Source organism: Thermofilum uzonense (genome assembly GCF_000993805.1).
Classification (GTDB): domain Archaea; phylum Thermoproteota; class Thermoprotei; order Thermofilales; family Thermofilaceae; genus Thermofilum; species Thermofilum uzonense.
Window position 1 is genome coordinate 218682 of the sequence record NZ_CP009961.1, and the last position, 14514, is coordinate 233195.

Annotated in this window: 19 protein-coding genes; 12 read left to right on the top strand and 7 right to left on the bottom strand. The window is 44.8% G+C overall.

The genetic code is table 11. The features are described from left to right. Window positions 1-109 precede the first annotated feature (109 nt). The 6 genes from MA03_RS01210 to MA03_RS01235 all read left to right on the top strand — a co-directional run bounded on the left by MA03_RS01210 (window position 110) and on the right by MA03_RS01235 (window position 4287). Window positions 110-460 carry a hypothetical protein gene (locus MA03_RS01210; protein ID WP_052883526.1) on the top strand — a complete coding sequence of 117 codons (351 nt, stop codon included), beginning with the start codon at window positions 110-112 and terminating at the stop codon, window positions 458-460. Between the two features lie 50 nt (window positions 461-510). Then, on the top strand, window positions 511-1458 hold the full coding sequence (locus MA03_RS01215) for an aldo/keto reductase (RefSeq protein ID WP_052883527.1): 948 nt from the start codon (window positions 511-513) through the stop codon (window positions 1456-1458). A 43-nt stretch (window positions 1459-1501) separates the two neighbouring features. Beyond that, window positions 1502-1816 (top strand): hypothetical protein, encoded by a 315-nt coding sequence (locus tag MA03_RS01220; protein WP_052883528.1) that lies wholly within the window; start codon window positions 1502-1504, stop codon window positions 1814-1816. An 86-nt stretch (window positions 1817-1902) separates the two neighbouring features. Further along, on the top strand, window positions 1903-3249 hold the full coding sequence (locus tag MA03_RS01225) for an APC family permease (RefSeq protein ID WP_052883529.1): 1347 nt from the start codon (window positions 1903-1905) through the stop codon (window positions 3247-3249). A gap of 157 nt (window positions 3250-3406) precedes the next feature. Next, entirely contained in the window at window positions 3407-3760 is a 354-nt protein-coding gene (locus tag MA03_RS01230) for a hypothetical protein (protein WP_052883530.1), read from the top strand. Window positions 3761-3777: 17 nt separating this feature from the next. After that, window positions 3778-4287 (top strand): SLOG cluster 4 domain-containing protein, encoded by a 510-nt coding sequence (locus MA03_RS01235; protein ID WP_236944946.1) that lies wholly within the window; start codon window positions 3778-3780, stop codon window positions 4285-4287. Here MA03_RS01235 and upp read toward each other — a convergent pair. Then, window positions 4280-4927: a uracil phosphoribosyltransferase gene (gene upp / locus MA03_RS01240; protein ID WP_052883532.1), complete on the bottom strand. Its 648-nt coding sequence runs from the start codon at window positions 4925-4927 to the stop codon at window positions 4280-4282. The genes MA03_RS01235 and upp overlap by 8 nt on opposite strands. A gap of 112 nt (window positions 4928-5039) precedes the next feature. Here upp and MA03_RS01245 point away from each other — a divergent pair, with 112 nt between their 5' ends. Further along, window positions 5040-5933 (top strand): damage-control phosphatase ARMT1 family protein, encoded by an 894-nt coding sequence (locus MA03_RS01245; protein ID WP_052883533.1) that lies wholly within the window; start codon window positions 5040-5042, stop codon window positions 5931-5933. Between the two features lie 34 nt (window positions 5934-5967). After that, complete coding sequence (locus tag MA03_RS01250) at window positions 5968-6837, top strand: formate dehydrogenase accessory protein FdhE (RefSeq protein ID WP_191118632.1); 870 nt, start codon at window positions 5968-5970, stop codon at window positions 6835-6837. Window positions 6838-6853: 16 nt separating this feature from the next. Here MA03_RS01250 and MA03_RS01255 read toward each other — a convergent pair whose 3' ends face one another. Further along, complete coding sequence (locus tag MA03_RS01255) at window positions 6854-8179, bottom strand: TldD/PmbA family protein (protein ID WP_052883535.1); 1326 nt, start codon at window positions 8177-8179, stop codon at window positions 6854-6856. Between the two features lie 2 nt (window positions 8180-8181). Continuing rightward, the gene (locus MA03_RS01260; protein ID WP_052883536.1) at window positions 8182-9570 is read right to left on the bottom strand and encodes a TldD/PmbA family protein; all 1389 of its coding nucleotides are present in this window, start codon (window positions 9568-9570) and stop codon (window positions 8182-8184) included. Window positions 9571-9683: 113 nt separating this feature from the next. On the opposite strand from MA03_RS01260, the gene MA03_RS08560 reads away from it, so the two are divergent. From MA03_RS08560 to amrS, 3 genes are all read left to right on the top strand, one after another. After that, entirely contained in the window at window positions 9684-9878 is a 195-nt protein-coding gene (locus tag MA03_RS08560; RefSeq protein WP_191118633.1) for a hypothetical protein, read from the top strand. Window positions 9879-9973: 95 nt separating this feature from the next. After that, window positions 9974-10282 (top strand): hypothetical protein, encoded by a 309-nt coding sequence (locus MA03_RS01265; RefSeq protein ID WP_052883537.1) that lies wholly within the window; start codon window positions 9974-9976, stop codon window positions 10280-10282. A gap of 251 nt (window positions 10283-10533) precedes the next feature. Beyond that, entirely contained in the window at window positions 10534-11619 is a 1086-nt protein-coding gene (amrS, locus tag MA03_RS01270; RefSeq protein ID WP_052883538.1) for an AmmeMemoRadiSam system radical SAM enzyme, read from the top strand. On the opposite strand, the gene MA03_RS01275 is transcribed toward amrS, so the two are convergent. Beyond that, window positions 11616-12620, bottom strand: a complete 1005-nt coding sequence (locus MA03_RS01275) for an NAD(P)/FAD-dependent oxidoreductase (RefSeq protein WP_052883539.1) — start codon at window positions 12618-12620, stop codon at window positions 11616-11618. The two genes, amrS and MA03_RS01275, sit on opposite strands and share 4 nt — an antisense overlap. Window positions 12621-12729: 109 nt before the next feature. Here MA03_RS01275 and MA03_RS01280 point away from each other — a divergent pair, with 109 nt between their 5' ends. Then, window positions 12730-13167, top strand: a complete 438-nt coding sequence (locus MA03_RS01280) for a hypothetical protein (RefSeq protein WP_052883540.1) — start codon at window positions 12730-12732, stop codon at window positions 13165-13167. A 1-nt stretch (window position 13168) separates the two neighbouring features. On the opposite strand, the gene cyaB is transcribed toward MA03_RS01280, so the two are convergent. The 3 genes from cyaB to MA03_RS01295 are packed head-to-tail and all read right to left on the bottom strand — an operon-like array spanning window position 13169 to window position 14431. Further along, window positions 13169-13714 (bottom strand): class IV adenylate cyclase, encoded by a 546-nt coding sequence (cyaB, locus tag MA03_RS01285; protein ID WP_052883541.1) that lies wholly within the window; start codon window positions 13712-13714, stop codon window positions 13169-13171. Between the two features lie 4 nt (window positions 13715-13718). Continuing rightward, window positions 13719-14147, bottom strand: coding sequence for a hypothetical protein (locus MA03_RS01290; protein ID WP_052883542.1), 429 nt, complete (start codon window positions 14145-14147; stop codon window positions 13719-13721). After that, the gene (locus tag MA03_RS01295) at window positions 14138-14431 is read right to left on the bottom strand and encodes a hypothetical protein (RefSeq protein ID WP_052883543.1); all 294 of its coding nucleotides are present in this window, start codon (window positions 14429-14431) and stop codon (window positions 14138-14140) included. Before MA03_RS01295 ends, MA03_RS01290 begins: the two co-directional genes overlap by 10 nt. Between the last annotated feature and the right edge of the window lie 83 nt (window positions 14432-14514).

The window sequence follows — 14514 nt, forward strand, 5'->3', positions numbered from 1 at the left end:
CCTATAAAAAATAATCTTCTTGGATTGAAAATAAAAGAGCTTAAGCAACACGTTATTCCACCCTTTCTTAGATAAAAATTTAAAAATACGTTCCTTAAGACTACACAATATGGAGGTATTGGAAATCATAATTCTCATCGGAGTTACAGTTTCCGTCGCCATTGCCCTAGCACTTTTTGTCTCTAATATCACTTCCCCTTACATGCAAACCGAGTTAATTGATATCAGTTATGTCATTCTAGGCAACCAAACCATCAGCATTCAGGTGAAGAATAAAGGGCCTAAACCCGTTAGTATAGTTGCGGTTAAAGCAGACGGCAAGTATTATCCTCAGAACATAGTTGTAACTCCTGGAGAAGCGGCTACCCTAAGAGTCCAAGTAGACCCTATAGGAGTTTTGCACGAGATTAGAATTGTTCTGGCTTCGGGTACCGAGTACCCTCTTCTTGTAAAGTTATAACTTCCCCTATACACGAAACTTATTTAATCTCGCAGATATTACCGGTTTCCGTGGAATACACATTCCTTGGTAACACAGGGGAAAAGATTTCTAGGATAAGTCTTGGGGCATGGCAGTTTAGTGAGAGCTGGGGAGTAACTGAGTACGAGATAGCTAAAAAGGTCATTATCGAGGCTGCCAACCAGGGGATTAACCTTATTGACACGGCTGAAGTCTATGGGAGAGGGATGAGCGAACAGTTTATTGGGAAAGCGCTCCGAGAGCTCAACCTTAGGGAACACTTTCTAATTGCCACAAAGATTCCGGGGGATTTCTTGGCCGAGCACGACGTCTACAAGGCTGTCGAGAAAAGCATCAGTAGACTCCAGGTGAAAACGATTGATCTAATGCAGGTTCACTGGCCCCCCTGCTGGCACAACTTCCCCACCTGCGAGTATATGCGGGCCCTGGAAAAATTAGTCCACCTGGGAAGGATTAGGTACCTCGGGCTCAGTAATTTCCCCCCGATTCTCGTTGAAGAGGCGAGATCCTGCTTATCTACCGAGGACGTGGTCTCCCTGCAGATTAGATATAACGTTGTAGAGCGAGACGCTGAGAAGGAACTTATACCATATGCTGAACGCGAGGGGCTTACGGTTCTAGCATGGAGTCCACTGGCAAAAGGGGCTGTCACAGGAAAATATACTCCTGAAAATCTACCTAAATTCGAGGACGTTAGAGGGGGCGAGGCCGTCTTCCATCCTGAGAACTTCAAGAATGTCTACAAGGTCGTAGAGGTCCTGATAGATGTTGCGAAAAAGTATGGTAGGGAGCCTTCACAGGTCGCACTCAACTGGCTTATAATGTCCAGTCCAAACGTTGTTCCAATACCAGGGGCCAAGAACGAAGAGCAAGTTAAAAGTAATGCGGGAGGCGCGGGTTGGAGGATGAGTATCGAGGACTGGCTTAGGATTAAGGAAGCTAGCGACAACTTGAAAATAACGCGGGTCCTCTGGTAAAAAACACTAAGTATATTTACTTTGCTTATTATTTTAATCTTGTATGAGTGAAACAATTGAAGTCGAGGTTATAAGACCAGTAAACCCCACCGGTGTAAGCTTCATTAAGTATCTATGGGGTGCCATCGGGGCTAAGAACCGAAACGTGATCCAAGAATACCGCAGAGAACTTACCAGGCTTGTTCAGAAACTGGGCTTCGTCCTTGAGGAAAAAATAGGAACGAACAAGCTTATAACAGGTAAAATAGTTCTTGAGCTACAAAACGGGAAGCCCGTGAAAATAATAGCTAAAGACCTAAGAATTTGGCAAGAGACCGGTAGTTATCCTGAGGCTATTACAGCGGAGTTCAAGGAATAATTCAAATAAAATTTAAAGAAACTCCGTATTATTTTCTCATATATTCATAATAGAACATTTAATATAGAGACGAATCAACATATCGTATGACGGAACTAAAGAGAGAGCTTGGACTAGGCTATGCAACCCTATTCGGGGTAGGGCTCATCCTCGGCGCCGGCATCTATGTATTGGTAGGGCGTGCAGCGGGTCTTGTGGGAGATGCAGTATGGATTAGCGTGGCCTTCTCAGGATTAATTGCCCTCTCCACCGCTTTTTCTTACGCAGAACTCGCATCGATGTTTCCGACAGCTGCTAGCACCCATACATACATCGAGAAAGCTTTTCCTGATCTAAGAATTCTAGCCTTCATATCTGCATGGCTTATATTCTTCGGAGGCGTAGCAGGAGCTGCTACTGCTGGTCTAGGGTTTGCAGGATATTTCCTGAGCGTAACAGGGATGTCCTCTACGAACATGGTTCCTGTCACGATAATTCTTCTAGTGTTCCTTACCTTTCTCAATTGGTGGGGTATCAAGGAGAGTGCCGCTTTGTCAGCAGTGTTCACCCTTATAGAAGCATCCGGGCTGCTACTCGTGGCGGCTTTGGGCTTCCTATTCCCGGTCCGTTCTCCCAACTATCTCTCTTTTAATCCCAGTGTTAATCCGATCCTGGCTGTAATGGTGGGAGCCTCTATATTCTACTTCGCGTATACAGGTTTTGAATACCAGCCAACTCTCAGCGAGGAGACAAAAAATCCAGAAAAAATAGTGCCAAAAGCCATTGTTCTCGCAATAACCGTTACGACGGTGGTTTACCTCCTGGTTACCCTAGCTGTTGTGCGTCTAATGGCCTGGGACGAACTGGCGCGCAGCAAGGCACCGCTAGCTGAGGCCGCCGCACGCGTGTGGCCTCCAGTGTACTCTCTGCTGTCAGCTATAGCCCTCTTCGCGACAACAAACACTGTATTAGGTTTTCTTGTATCAGCCTCCAGGCTTGTGTATGGACTATCCAAGGAAGGCGTGATAGCCTCCTCTTTTGGTAATGTAGACAAGTGGCGTCGAACGCCAGGTATTGCCGTCATATTTACCGGTGCCCTATCTATTTTCCTCGTGCTCTTTACAGACTATCTTCCACAGGTTACGGGGTGGAGGTTATCCTTCGGGGGCTTCCAGTATGAATTAATAGACCTGGTCGGTAAAACAGCCAGTCTTTCAGTCCTGATCGCATTCATCCTAGTGAACATGTCTGTGATTGCTCTAAGAGTGCGGAATCCCGATAAGAGAAGATACTTTAAAATTCCATTAAGCATCCGTGGTCTACCGGTGTTACCCCTGCTTGCAGATATCTTGATAGTATTTTTCATAGCTGTAAGCTTTAACGACTGGATAGTATGGCTGAGTACGATCTTAATATCAGTTTTAGGGCTTCTCTTTTACAGAAAACAAACCTAAAGGTGACTTGCGGAACTTATAAATCCCGCATTAACAGTAAAATATCAGATGATGAGGGTTTCTGGTTCAGACTTGTGAAGAAAGCTTGATTAGCTGAAGTAGATCCATCATGGTTAAGCTTTAATGTTAAGGAGCTATTTTTGCTGTTAGGCATTATATGGAGGAAGTAATTGAGAGAGTTAAACTAGAGGTTCAAAGTTTCCTTACTGGAAATCCTAGATATCAGGGGGCACTGATAGTTTTTGGCGGAAACGTTTTAGAGATTGGTGAAGTAAAGAAGGAGGCGGGAGAGGTCGTAATCAACGCGGTGAATTTTATAGCCGCGACTTTCAAGCAGCTCCTGGCGGGATCTCCGAGGTACTTTGTAGCTGAGGGTAAAGACTATGGAATATCATATGGCAAATTTGGTTTCGACCGGATAATAATTCTCTTTTACAAGAACATTCCACTTGGGACAGCAATGTATGATGTGAAAAATCTAGCCCAAAAGCTGTGGTCGTTAACAGGGTAGAGGTGAGGGAATTGAAAGTGATAGGCGTAGCGTGTCTAGGCACAGAGCCTTCCCGAGAACTTATTTCGAAGGCTCGCGAGTTTGTTAGAGAGTTGGCACGCCTTTGCGGTAGCGGTGTCTATCTGGCTCTAGGGGGCTATTGGGGATTAATGAAGGTGGTAGTGGAAGAGGCTCTCGCTAATGATGTGCAAGTTGTTCTATTTCCACCGATAGAACGTGAGTACGAACAGTTCCCTGGAAAAGTCTTAGTCATCAGAACTGGTATGGGATATAGACTCAGAAGCGTAGTTTTTGTTAGAAGCGTCGACGTACTCACGATTCTAGGAGGCGAAGCTGGAACTTTTCAGGAGGCTGTAACTGCATACCTTGAAGGTAAGCCTGTTCTAGTTCTCGGTAATACAGGACTTATGACGGATAAGCTTGCCGGTTTCACGCCCTACCTTGATACGAGAGAGTTGGCCGAAGTGAAAATAATCTCTGAGCCTAGTGTTTTGGCACGTGAGGCTTGCCGTCTAGTTTCTAATTGAATGCCCTGTCACCAGCATCTCCGAGTCCAGGGACGATAAAGGCTTTCGAGTTGAGTTGAGGATCTACGGCAAAAGTGTATATAATGGATGAGGGATCCGTTTGAAGTATTCTTTGAATGCCTATATTTGTGGAAATCAGGGAGGAGACTATGAAGCGAGAGGGATTCACCTTTTGTCTCACCCGCTTAATAACTTTCGCAAGGGTTGATCCCGTCGCCAGCATCGGGTCAACTATTACAATTACCGCATTCTTTGAAGGTATGGACTCGTAGCTTATATCCACATCCATCCGATAATCGGGGGGAGCGCTTTCCGCCTCTTTTCTTTTAGCAGATAAGAATCCTACATCTGCCTCTTCGAACACCTCAAGCATGCCCCAAACCATTGGAAGAGCTGCTCTAAGCACCCCGATTACACTTATTTCTTCAAACCTGAAGGCCTTCGTTTCGACGTTGAGGGGTGTAGATATTGTGTACTCTTTCAGGGGGATTTCTCGGGAAATTTCGACAGCGGAGATGAATCCTGCTTTGAATAATAGTCTCCGGAATTCCTGTTTAGAGGTATTTTTGTCCCTAAGCCTTGAGAGAATAACTTTAGCTGCCGGAGTATCTATGACCTTGATGTTGCTCGTTGAAACCACTTCATGTGGCTAAACAATAATTGAAAAACTTTTCGCTTCAGAATGAGGGATCAGGGTATTATTCCTAGGGCGAGACCCCAACTTATTTATTTATAGCGGGGTTCTCAGTTTTGTGAAGATTGCGCCTGAGTGCATCCAATGTATCTTTGATGTTAGGGCAAAGGAAATTACAAGCGCAAGTCTCTCCGATCATGAGAAAATACTCAAGCTAAAATCATTTCTGGACTACTATTCTCAGATAGTCACTCCAGACACATCCACCACGCTCTTGAGCTGGCAAGCTTTCAGGAAAGTCAAAGAGCTTATGGGCTCCGAGGATCCCTATACTTCCTTCAAAACAAGGTCGCATCAGGTAGCAGTAGAGCTGTTAAGCGTCATAGAAAGGGAAATTAAGGAGAAAATCGGCTTCGAGCGCTTTCACTACGCTGTTAAAGCCAGTATCGCGGCAAACCTAGTGGATCCCGGGACACCCTCTGGTATTCAGCCTGAAGCTCTAGGAGAAAAGATAAGAGGGTTGAGGCTAGCAATTGATGAGTCCGAGAAACTCTACATGAGATTGCTGCAGAGCAGCAAAGTAACATTCCTCTTAGATAACTGTGGTGAGGCGCTTTTAGACACACTACTTATTAGAGAAATTAAACGTATGGGCGTTGAACTCAAGATTGTGGTCAAGGGAAAGCCTTACCAGAACGATATCACGTATAAGGAGGCCTTAGAATACGGCTTCAATAGTCTCGGCGAAGTAGTCAGCACAGGAAGTGATTTTCCCGGCGTTATACCCGGCTACGTGTCAGAAGAAGCTGTCAAAGCACTAGAGTGGGCCGATGTCATAATATCTAAAGGAATGGCCAACTATGAGGCTTTCCTTTTAAAACCTCCTAGCAAACCAGTTTTTATAATGCTCGTAGCAAAATGTGAAGTCATAGCGCGCGCTGTAGGGGTACAAAAAGGAGAGGCCGTAGCTTTCTTTCTGCAAGGTTCCCCGGATCTCAAAAAACTCTTTTAACGTTCCTTTATCGTTAAGTATTTCAATACGACTTGTGTATTCTACTCTTGCTATAAAGCGTCGGGATATAATGGAAGAAAATATTTTGATTGCAAAGGCGAGAGAAATATATAAAGACATACCAATAGATCCTTCTTCTCTTGAAACATATGTAAAGCTTATGGCGCTTCAGGAAACTCTTCAACGTAGATTTTATGGAAAATACACCGAGCTTGACACCGAGAAGATTAAGGAAGTTCTCAGCCAAAATAAGCCTGCATTCCTAGCAGTGGATCTAGGTCTGGACGAGACTGAACTAGGGGAAACCTTGAAGAGTATATCCTCCCTGCTTAAGTCAGAGTTGCCAGATGCATCCAAATCCCTAGAAATAATCGAAAAAGCCTGGGAAGATAAACAACTAAGCATGGTTGAGATCGGAGAGAGCCTGTTGCACGGAAACACAGGTATCCTTCATGCTAAAGCTGATGAACTAGGTGTCGACCATGAGATATTGGAGGCGGTCTCAGCATGGGTTCTGCAGGTTCTGTTCCAGGCGTTGTCAAAGGAGTTGTCACAACAAGTGGACTTCTCATCATGGTCCATTGGAAAGTGTCCTGTTTGTGGCGGTTATACGAGGCTCGAATACCTGGATGAAAAAGGTAATGCTCACCTAAAATGCCAGTTTTGCGGAACAGAATGGGGGTATCCTGCCGGAAAGTGCCCCTACTGCGGGAACGATGACAAGGAAAAAATTACTGTTGTGGGTATGGACAAGGAAAAAAGGTTTACTCTCAATATTTGCAATAATTGCGGAATGTACTGGAAGGTCGTAGATGAACAAGTCGTGGGACAGGAGATTCCAAGGAGGCTATATGATCTCTGGACTTTTAGGCTTGACATAGTAGCTAGCGGGGCAAAAGGTTGAAGTAAAAAGACAACGACTAGCCGGAGACAGTTATATTTCCGAATAAAATATCAGGGGTGTAAATTCCAGTATAGGTGTTATTTACATGGCGAGCCGGTCTCAAAGTGTTAGCTATAGAGTATATGTTTCCTGACACCGTGATGGGTTTTATAGGAACAAGGTCTCCGTTTTTAACCAAATAGGGGTTTGACGCGACAACGCTGAAATTCCCCGTGATATAATTAACTGTGTGTACGCTTAAGAGAGAGCCCTCCACAACAACTTTTGAGTCTGAGAGTAAACTTTCCTCGGTATCCTTACCACCCTTAACAACAAGATTAGAGCTCGAGATACCTATTCCTCCTCTTCCTCTACTAGCATTGCCTGTTGAGGATATCTTCATCCGTCTAGCCGTATATGTATTGTGAAGGAAAGATCTTATCACACCATTCTCGACGAGTGTTGTTCTTTGTCTGGGAACGCCTTCGGCATCGAATAAAGTAGTTGACAACCCTCCGGGAAGGGTTCCGTCATCAATGATCGTTATTTCTCCTAGAACTTTTTGTCCTAACTTATCCTTAAGTGGACTGAAGCCTTCCAGTACATTCATGGCATTAAACGCAGGTAATACCAAGTATGAGAGTAGGCTGGATAAAGGCTCTGCTCTGAAAAGCACGTTGCCGGTTATGGTTTGTCCCAGCTTCTCCGCTTTAAGCGTGTCAAGAGCCAAGGTCTTTGCCTTTTCGATGATGGGCTCAGTGTCGTATATAAAGCTCCTAGCACTGATCCAGCCATAACCAGTGCCTTCATTTGTACCGTCAGAAGACTTAAGGGCGACATAGAGACCCATTTCAGTTCCATGGTCTTCAGCCTTGACCCCTCTAGAGTTGTAAGTATAAGTCCTCCATGCCTCGGTAGACCCCCCTACAGAACTTACCTTGAGACGAGGATCTAAATGCGCGGCTTCATCAATTAAATCTCTCACCGTCTCGGCTAGCTGTTCAATCTCTAGGTTTGATACCCCCTCGTCGAAGCCTACCCAGCTGTGCTTAGGTTTCTCGGGATCGGGTAATCCCTCCCAGTGTGGATCCTCCTCGGCTTTTTCTGCCATCTCTACTGCTTTAGAGACAATTTTCTCTAGATCCTCCCATTCTGAGGATGTAGCTGTAGCTATGGCAACCCTCTTCCCAACAGCAACTCTAACCCACACCTCGGAAACTGTCTTGGATAGTACCTTAGGGAATAATCCCTCAGATTTAACCGTCTTAGAAGATAAGACGGCCATGCTTATTTCTGCCTCGCTTGCCCCTAGTTCAATCGCTCGTTTGATTCCGCGATCCAATAAATACTCGTAGTCAGACACAATTACTCACCCCCAACCAATAGTCTGGTTGCTCTGAGAGTGGGTCCTCCATCCCCCACGTGAACCATCTGTCCAAATTTCCCGCATCCCCCGAAAGGACTCGTGGATATTTCAACGTTATCTGCCACAGCGTCAATATATTTGAGCATTTCAAGAATGTTTCCCGCTAGAACCACGTCCCGAACAGGCTCTTTTATTTCACCGTTCTCAATGATAAAGCCTATACGTGCATTAAATGTAAAGGTTCCATCTTCCTCTACCTGTCCGCCAGCGGGCTTGTCAAGGATAAGACCATGACGCGTCTCTCTTATGATTTCATCCTCTTTCCAGTCACCTCCCTCAAAAAACGTGTTTCTCATCCTGACTATGACGTCATGTGAAAAGCTCTGGGCTCTACCGTTACCTGTAGGCCTCATGTTCAACAGTGCAGCACTCTCCCTACTGTGAAGATACCCTACAAGGATACCTTCCCTTACAAGAAACGTCTTTTCAGTCGGTATTCCTTCATCATCGACCATGAGAGCAAAGCCGCCCCGAGGATCCATGCCAGAGTCAATAATTGTAACATACTCGCTTGCTATTTTCTCACCGAGTCTTCCGGTGAGCGGGCTAGTCTTTGCAAAAATACCGTCACCTTCTGTAAGATGACCGAAGCTCTCGTGAGCAAACACACCAGTTAGCTCGGGTCTGGTTATAACTACTTGTTCTCCAGCAGGCGCCCTACGTGCTTTAACAGCAAAACGAGCCATTTCAAGAGCCCTGTTTGCAGCTTTTTCGGGAGATTTCTCTCCCTCAAAATACTCGAGGCCCGCTGAAGCCCCAAATGTCTCGAAACCATCTCCCGTTTTCCCATTTTCCTTCAGTACAACGCTAGCCGAAATTCCCGTTACAAGTCTCTCAGATGAAACACTTATTCCGTCCGTAGAGTAAACCTCTACCACTCCATAATAGGCTCCATAGCGCGAGGTAGCGGTAGAGGCTCCACCCTCCTTTGCTACAGCATAGGCCCTTTTAACCAAATCAATTTTCTCATCTATGTCAACGTTGGAAGGATGTTTTCTAATATCCTTAAAAGCATACTCTTTACCCACTGGTGGGGGTTCAGCCAGACTCTTATTCCCTCTTCCTGCAGCTCTAGCAGCTTTAATTGCTTGATAAAGTGCTTGCTCCAAGCTGTCCTTTTTGAGGTCCGTGATTGAAGAGAAACCGAAGTTTCCATTTATTAGAACCCTTATCGCAGCCCCTCTCGAGCTAGAAGCTGAAAGGGAGACTATTCGACCGTTAACATATTGGATAAACTCCCTATTAGTATACTCGAACCTTACTTCGGCGAAAGGAACCCCTTCAGAGGAAGCTTTTTTCAGGATATCATCTGCAATGTCCTCGAACACGCTTAGACTAGTGCGAAAATGAGATAAATACTTTTCATCAGACCAGTCTTGCGCCTACGTTTAGAACTCTAAGGCCTCACGTTTATTAGCCGTCACGTCCCCTTAGAGAAGATATGAAAAGACCTTCACAGCAAGAACTAGCATTGGTAGTTGACCTAATTGAAGACGAATGCTGTTATGATTTGCCCGAGGGTAGACGCAGAATCTCTTTCCCGATTCAAGACTTCTCGTTCACCCCACCTGCAAACACTCACATCGATGTCATCGAGGCTTATAGAATAGGGTTGATAACGGGTATGACGCACTAATACATCGTAGAGCTGGGATTGGGAGAAGCGGGACTCTTGCCGCGATGGATCTCATATCTCTGGATTGATTTACTCGCGAAGGGGCTCTCAGCTGGGTGAGGATCCTTGAAGGCGGACCCCAGTCCCCAGCACAGTTCATCTCCCTTATGTGGTTCGGGAGAAATCTTGAGTTATTTGAATACGAGAAGTATCTCTATAACTCTAGTATTCTTTGTAAAAGTCCACCTGTTAGAGTGGATTTAGTTTTTTCAAAGATAAAGATAACGCTAGACATTTTGCTCAGGCTAGGTGTCCTGGCATTAGCCATGGACTCTGAGAAAATTTTCTCATGCTTTTCCAGAAATGTGGGAGAATTGCTCGAAAATGCGGTGGAGTTATTGCCCGAGATATTTAGAATTACTTGAGGCTGGGGTGTCGTTTTAGCAAACGAGGGGAAGCTACAGAGAAATAGGGCGTGAGAATGGAAAGCCTCGCCTAATCTTAAATGGCTTTGCTTGGGATGACTCGAAGATGGTCTCGCTTAAAAATAACCTGGATGATCTAGTAAAATTTGGAGTCGAAGCGGAGTTGGAGGAGGTCTCAGCATGGTATGGCTTGACTAGATTAAAGCCAGATGCAAAATTTTAAACGGGGGAAGAGCTGATAATATTCTGTAATGAGCGAATTGTCGAAACCGTTCGTAAAGGAAGCTTTGTTTTGGGAAAAACTGCCTGATAAACCCGGATACGTGAGGTGCAATCTTTGTAGCCGTCGGTGTATAATAGCTCCTAATCGGTTTGGGGTCTGTGGCGTTAGGAGGAATGTTGATGGCAAACTATACACGTACGTGTACGGCTTGCTAACGGCAGCTAACCTAGATCCCATAGAAAAGAAGCCTCTCTCTCATTTTTATCCGGGTAGCGCTGTTTTTTCAATCTCAACCCCAGGTTGCAACTTCTTCTGCAAGTTTTGTCAAAACTGGGAGATAAGTCAGAGTAGGCTTGAATCAGGACTATACGGGATGCACTACACACCTGAGAGAGTCGTGGAGGAAGCCTTGCGCTTGAAAGCTGATGGTATCTCGTATACTTACAACGAGCCAACGATATTCTATGAGTTTATGCTTGATACCGCTAAGATCGCGAAGAGCAAGGGACTATTCAACACGATGGTAACAAATGGTTACATTACTCCCGAGGCATTAGAGGTTCTCGCCCCTTATATGGACGCTGCAACTGTGGATTTCAAAGGAGGTGCTAATCCTGAGTTTTACCGCAAGTTTATGGGTGTTCCCTCACCCGATCCCATTTATGAAACACTCCTATTAATGAAGGAGAAGGGGATCCACGTCGAAGTGACGAATCTGGTTGTCCCTATGGTAGGAGACGAGGAGGCTGACATCCGAAGACTCGCCCGCTGGATATACGAGAACCTGGGCGATGAAACTCCCTTCCACCTGCTCAGATTCTACCCACACTACAAGATGATAGATTATCCGCCTACCGAAGTCGAGAAGCTTGACAAGCTAGCTAATATAGCGCGAGAGGAGGGCTTGAAACACGTCTACATAGGAAACGTTTGGGGCCATCCCTTGGAGCATACATATTGTCCTAATTGCGGGTATAAAGTTATAGAGCGAAAAGGCTTCTTTATAACGAGGTGGAGCCTTACAGAGGATAATCGATGCCCCAAGTGTGGTTACAAGCTAAACATAAAGGGAACATATAAGAAGAGGTTTTGGGGTTACGAATATCTCTTTTAACGAAGCTTTATTGAAAGACCCTTACTCTCCTTTTTACCTGGAATCTCCACGTGCTTCCAGTCAGCTACACTCCCAATCTTCTTTCCTTTCTTCTCCATTACGTAAGCGTAGGCGCTTAGAGCCGCACAGGCGCCCATCCCGGCAGCTATAACTGCCTGTTTGTGAGGCATTTCCGCTACATCACCGGCTGCGAAAACTCCTTGACGGCTAGTCCTACACATCTTATCAACCTTAATTTCTCCGTTTTCGTTGAGTTCCACGAAGCCTTTAAGGAAATCGGTCTTTGTTACGTAACCCATTTCGACGAAGACCCCGTCTACCTGTAGTGTCCTTGTTTCTCCAGTGCTCTTGTCCTTAACGACTAATGCTTCAACTTTTCTAGATCCCTTAACTTCGACAGGTATGGATCTGGGTACTAGCTCCACGTTTCCCTTGCTTAAAGCCTCACGTAGAAGATCCTCATCGTCAAACGGTTTCTCACCAGGAAAAACCCAAAAGACCTTGCTTGCATAGTCCCGAAGCCTGATAATGTTCTCATAGTTGTGGATACCCCATCCCACAAGAACCACTGTTTTCCCCCTATAGAGCGGAGCATCGCAGATTACACAGTATGAAACGCCTCTTCCTTTGAATTCCTTCTCACCTGGAACACCCATCTCCCTCGGGGACTTACCGAAAGCAAGTACAACAGCATCAGCCTCGAAAATGTTTCCCATAGCCGTTCTCAGCGCAAAGACCCCGTTTCTCTCCTCTATGCCCACTACTTCGTCGAAGATTACATGAGCGCCGTAAAGCTTTGCTTGTTCCTCTACACGCTTTACGAGGTCCAGGCCACCAATGCTGACAAATCCAGGGAAGTTTTGAATCTCCTGGGTTAGAAGGAGCTGTCCGCCAAGATCCGCGCTTAAAACGAGAGTGTTGAGTTTTTGGCGTGCAGCATACAGTGCGGCTGTTAGACCTGCTATACCGGCACCTACGATAATAACATCGTACTTCGACATAACCTTATCGACCGTATGGGGGAATGCATCAATATATATAAAAATTGATCTTGAGTAAACGGGGGAAACTTTATAGGGTGACTAAGAAGTAAATCTCGAAGTGGTCTAAGTGGTATACGAGCAGCGAAGTGCCAAGGGTCTAGCTATAGAAGGGATAACGGCTCTGGTCATCTTAGCAGCTTTGCTTTTCCTATTCTCCACGAGTTTCTGGATTTCCATTCCTCCCAACTCTAAGTTCCAAGTAGGGGATATTGTTGTTGTGCTTTTAACAGTTCTTTATATTCAGAGATCTGAACAATTAATTCCTCCTCTGTCAGCTGTAGCTTCACTAGCTCTGCACGTGGATGTTAAGAAGACCTCTGGGATTTTCTACGGTTTTCTCAGGTTTCTCTCAATCGTTGTCGCATACTTTTCTCTTCGCAGAACAAGCTTAAGTTTCCTAACGGTTTTCCTTGACCAAAATAATTCGCAAATTCTCTATGATGCGTTCTTTACTACGCTTATACTCTTACATGTTTATTCTACTGTGAAACGACTAGTACACTAAATTATTCAATCACACTTCGCTGCTTTCTCAGATAAAGTTCTAGATATGTTTCAGGTACGAGCTCTTTCAACCCGAGAGTTTCCGCCACCTTTTTAATACCCTCTTCGCCCGCACCTTTATCCTCTAACTCTACAAAACTTCCCAAGTCCTCTACCTTGTCAAGAGAGACTTCGACACCGTTGAATAGATAAAATTCACGATCTTTCTTTATTCGGGCGACTTCGTGAAAGCCAAGCTTTTTTAAGATCGTTAGAAGTGAGTCAAAATTATCAACAACAACCCCAAGCTCTACTCGTGTCTTAACCCACCCTTCCCCTCTTGGTCCTTTATAAGTCATCTCAACAAGTGCTTCTCTTTTCTCCTGGGATTTAAGGTACCTAACTCGGAGAGCCTCGTCAGTAGCACGGAAATCGCGGCATGGATGTTGGAAGTAAACATCAACCATTAGAACCTTATCAAGATAGATGGCTTTCAAGTGCTGAAGCTTCTCACGCAAGGCATCGATATTATTGCATCTAAATTTTGCTTCTAGCTCGATAGGTTCCATGTATTCATTCCTCTGCGGGAGTAACTATTGCTATATTCTTTAAATTCTCACTCATATTGTTAAGCTTATAGGAGAGTTTTAGTAAAACAGCTGCCGCCTCCATTGCTTTACACGAGTTGTGAGACTTTACTGCTTGAGACATATCGATAAGGGCCTGAGCTATCATATTTTTTATATCCTCGAGAATCTTCTCGGTTCTGTCCCTATACTCTAATGATAGGGGCATGGAGGAAACTCTTAGGAAGGAGGCCATTGCATCTGCTAGGGAGTATAGAGCATTACTGAGAACGAAAAAGTAGTTTTCATCCTTTAATAGACCGATGGAAAGCAGGATCATTCCCAGACTCCTAATCTGCTGAGGGTCTAATAAATTGTTTTTAATATCCCTCGAAGCCTCATTAATCATTCTTTCAAAACCTGCCTCTACCTCCATAATGCCACCCTTGATTTCTTATCTTCAAACATACGATACCTATATATCCTATAAATCATCTTCTTAGCGTCCTCAATTTCTTTTAAAACACTACGAATCTCCTCCATCATTTCATCCGAGGATATCCTTTCTAATATCTTCTTTAAGTAAGTCTCAGTAATGATGATTTCTAATGCCAGAGCCTCTAGCTCGTCAACGTTGACGCCTCTCTTAAGTATATCAGCTAGCCTGCCTGTGAAATAGCCCTGTGGGCACCTCTTTCCCCTACTTGCTCGATCAATCATCTCTGTCCAATATAGGCGAATCCATTACCAATAAATCTTTCGAGAAGGCCTGTGGGTCACGTATCGTGAATTTTCAACTATTT

Bases quoted from the DNA above. Each gene is read 5' to 3' on its own strand.
- MA03_RS01210 (WP_052883526.1), top strand. From the start codon at position 110: ATGGAGGTATTGGAAATCATAATTCTCATCGGAGTTACAGTTTCCGTC.
- MA03_RS01220 (WP_052883528.1), top strand. From the start codon at position 1,502: ATGAGTGAAACAATTGAAGTCGAGGTTATAAGACCAGTAAACCCCACC.
- MA03_RS01225 (WP_052883529.1), top strand. From the start codon at position 1,903: ATGACGGAACTAAAGAGAGAGCTTGGACTAGGCTATGCAACCCTATTC.
- MA03_RS01230 (WP_052883530.1), top strand. From the start codon at position 3,407: ATGGAGGAAGTAATTGAGAGAGTTAAACTAGAGGTTCAAAGTTTCCTT.
- MA03_RS08560 (WP_191118633.1), top strand. From the start codon at position 9,684: ATGAAAAGACCTTCACAGCAAGAACTAGCATTGGTAGTTGACCTAATT.
- amrS (WP_052883538.1), top strand. From the start codon at position 10,534: ATGAGCGAATTGTCGAAACCGTTCGTAAAGGAAGCTTTGTTTTGGGAA.
- MA03_RS01275 (WP_052883539.1), bottom strand. From the start codon at position 12,620: ATGTCGAAGTACGATGTTATTATCGTAGGTGCCGGTATAGCAGGTCTA.
- cyaB (WP_052883541.1), bottom strand. From the start codon at position 13,714: ATGGAACCTATCGAGCTAGAAGCAAAATTTAGATGCAATAATATCGAT.
- MA03_RS01290 (WP_052883542.1), bottom strand. From the start codon at position 14,147: ATGGAGGTAGAGGCAGGTTTTGAAAGAATGATTAATGAGGCTTCGAGG.
- MA03_RS01295 (WP_052883543.1), bottom strand. From the start codon at position 14,431: ATGATTGATCGAGCAAGTAGGGGAAAGAGGTGCCCACAGGGCTATTTC.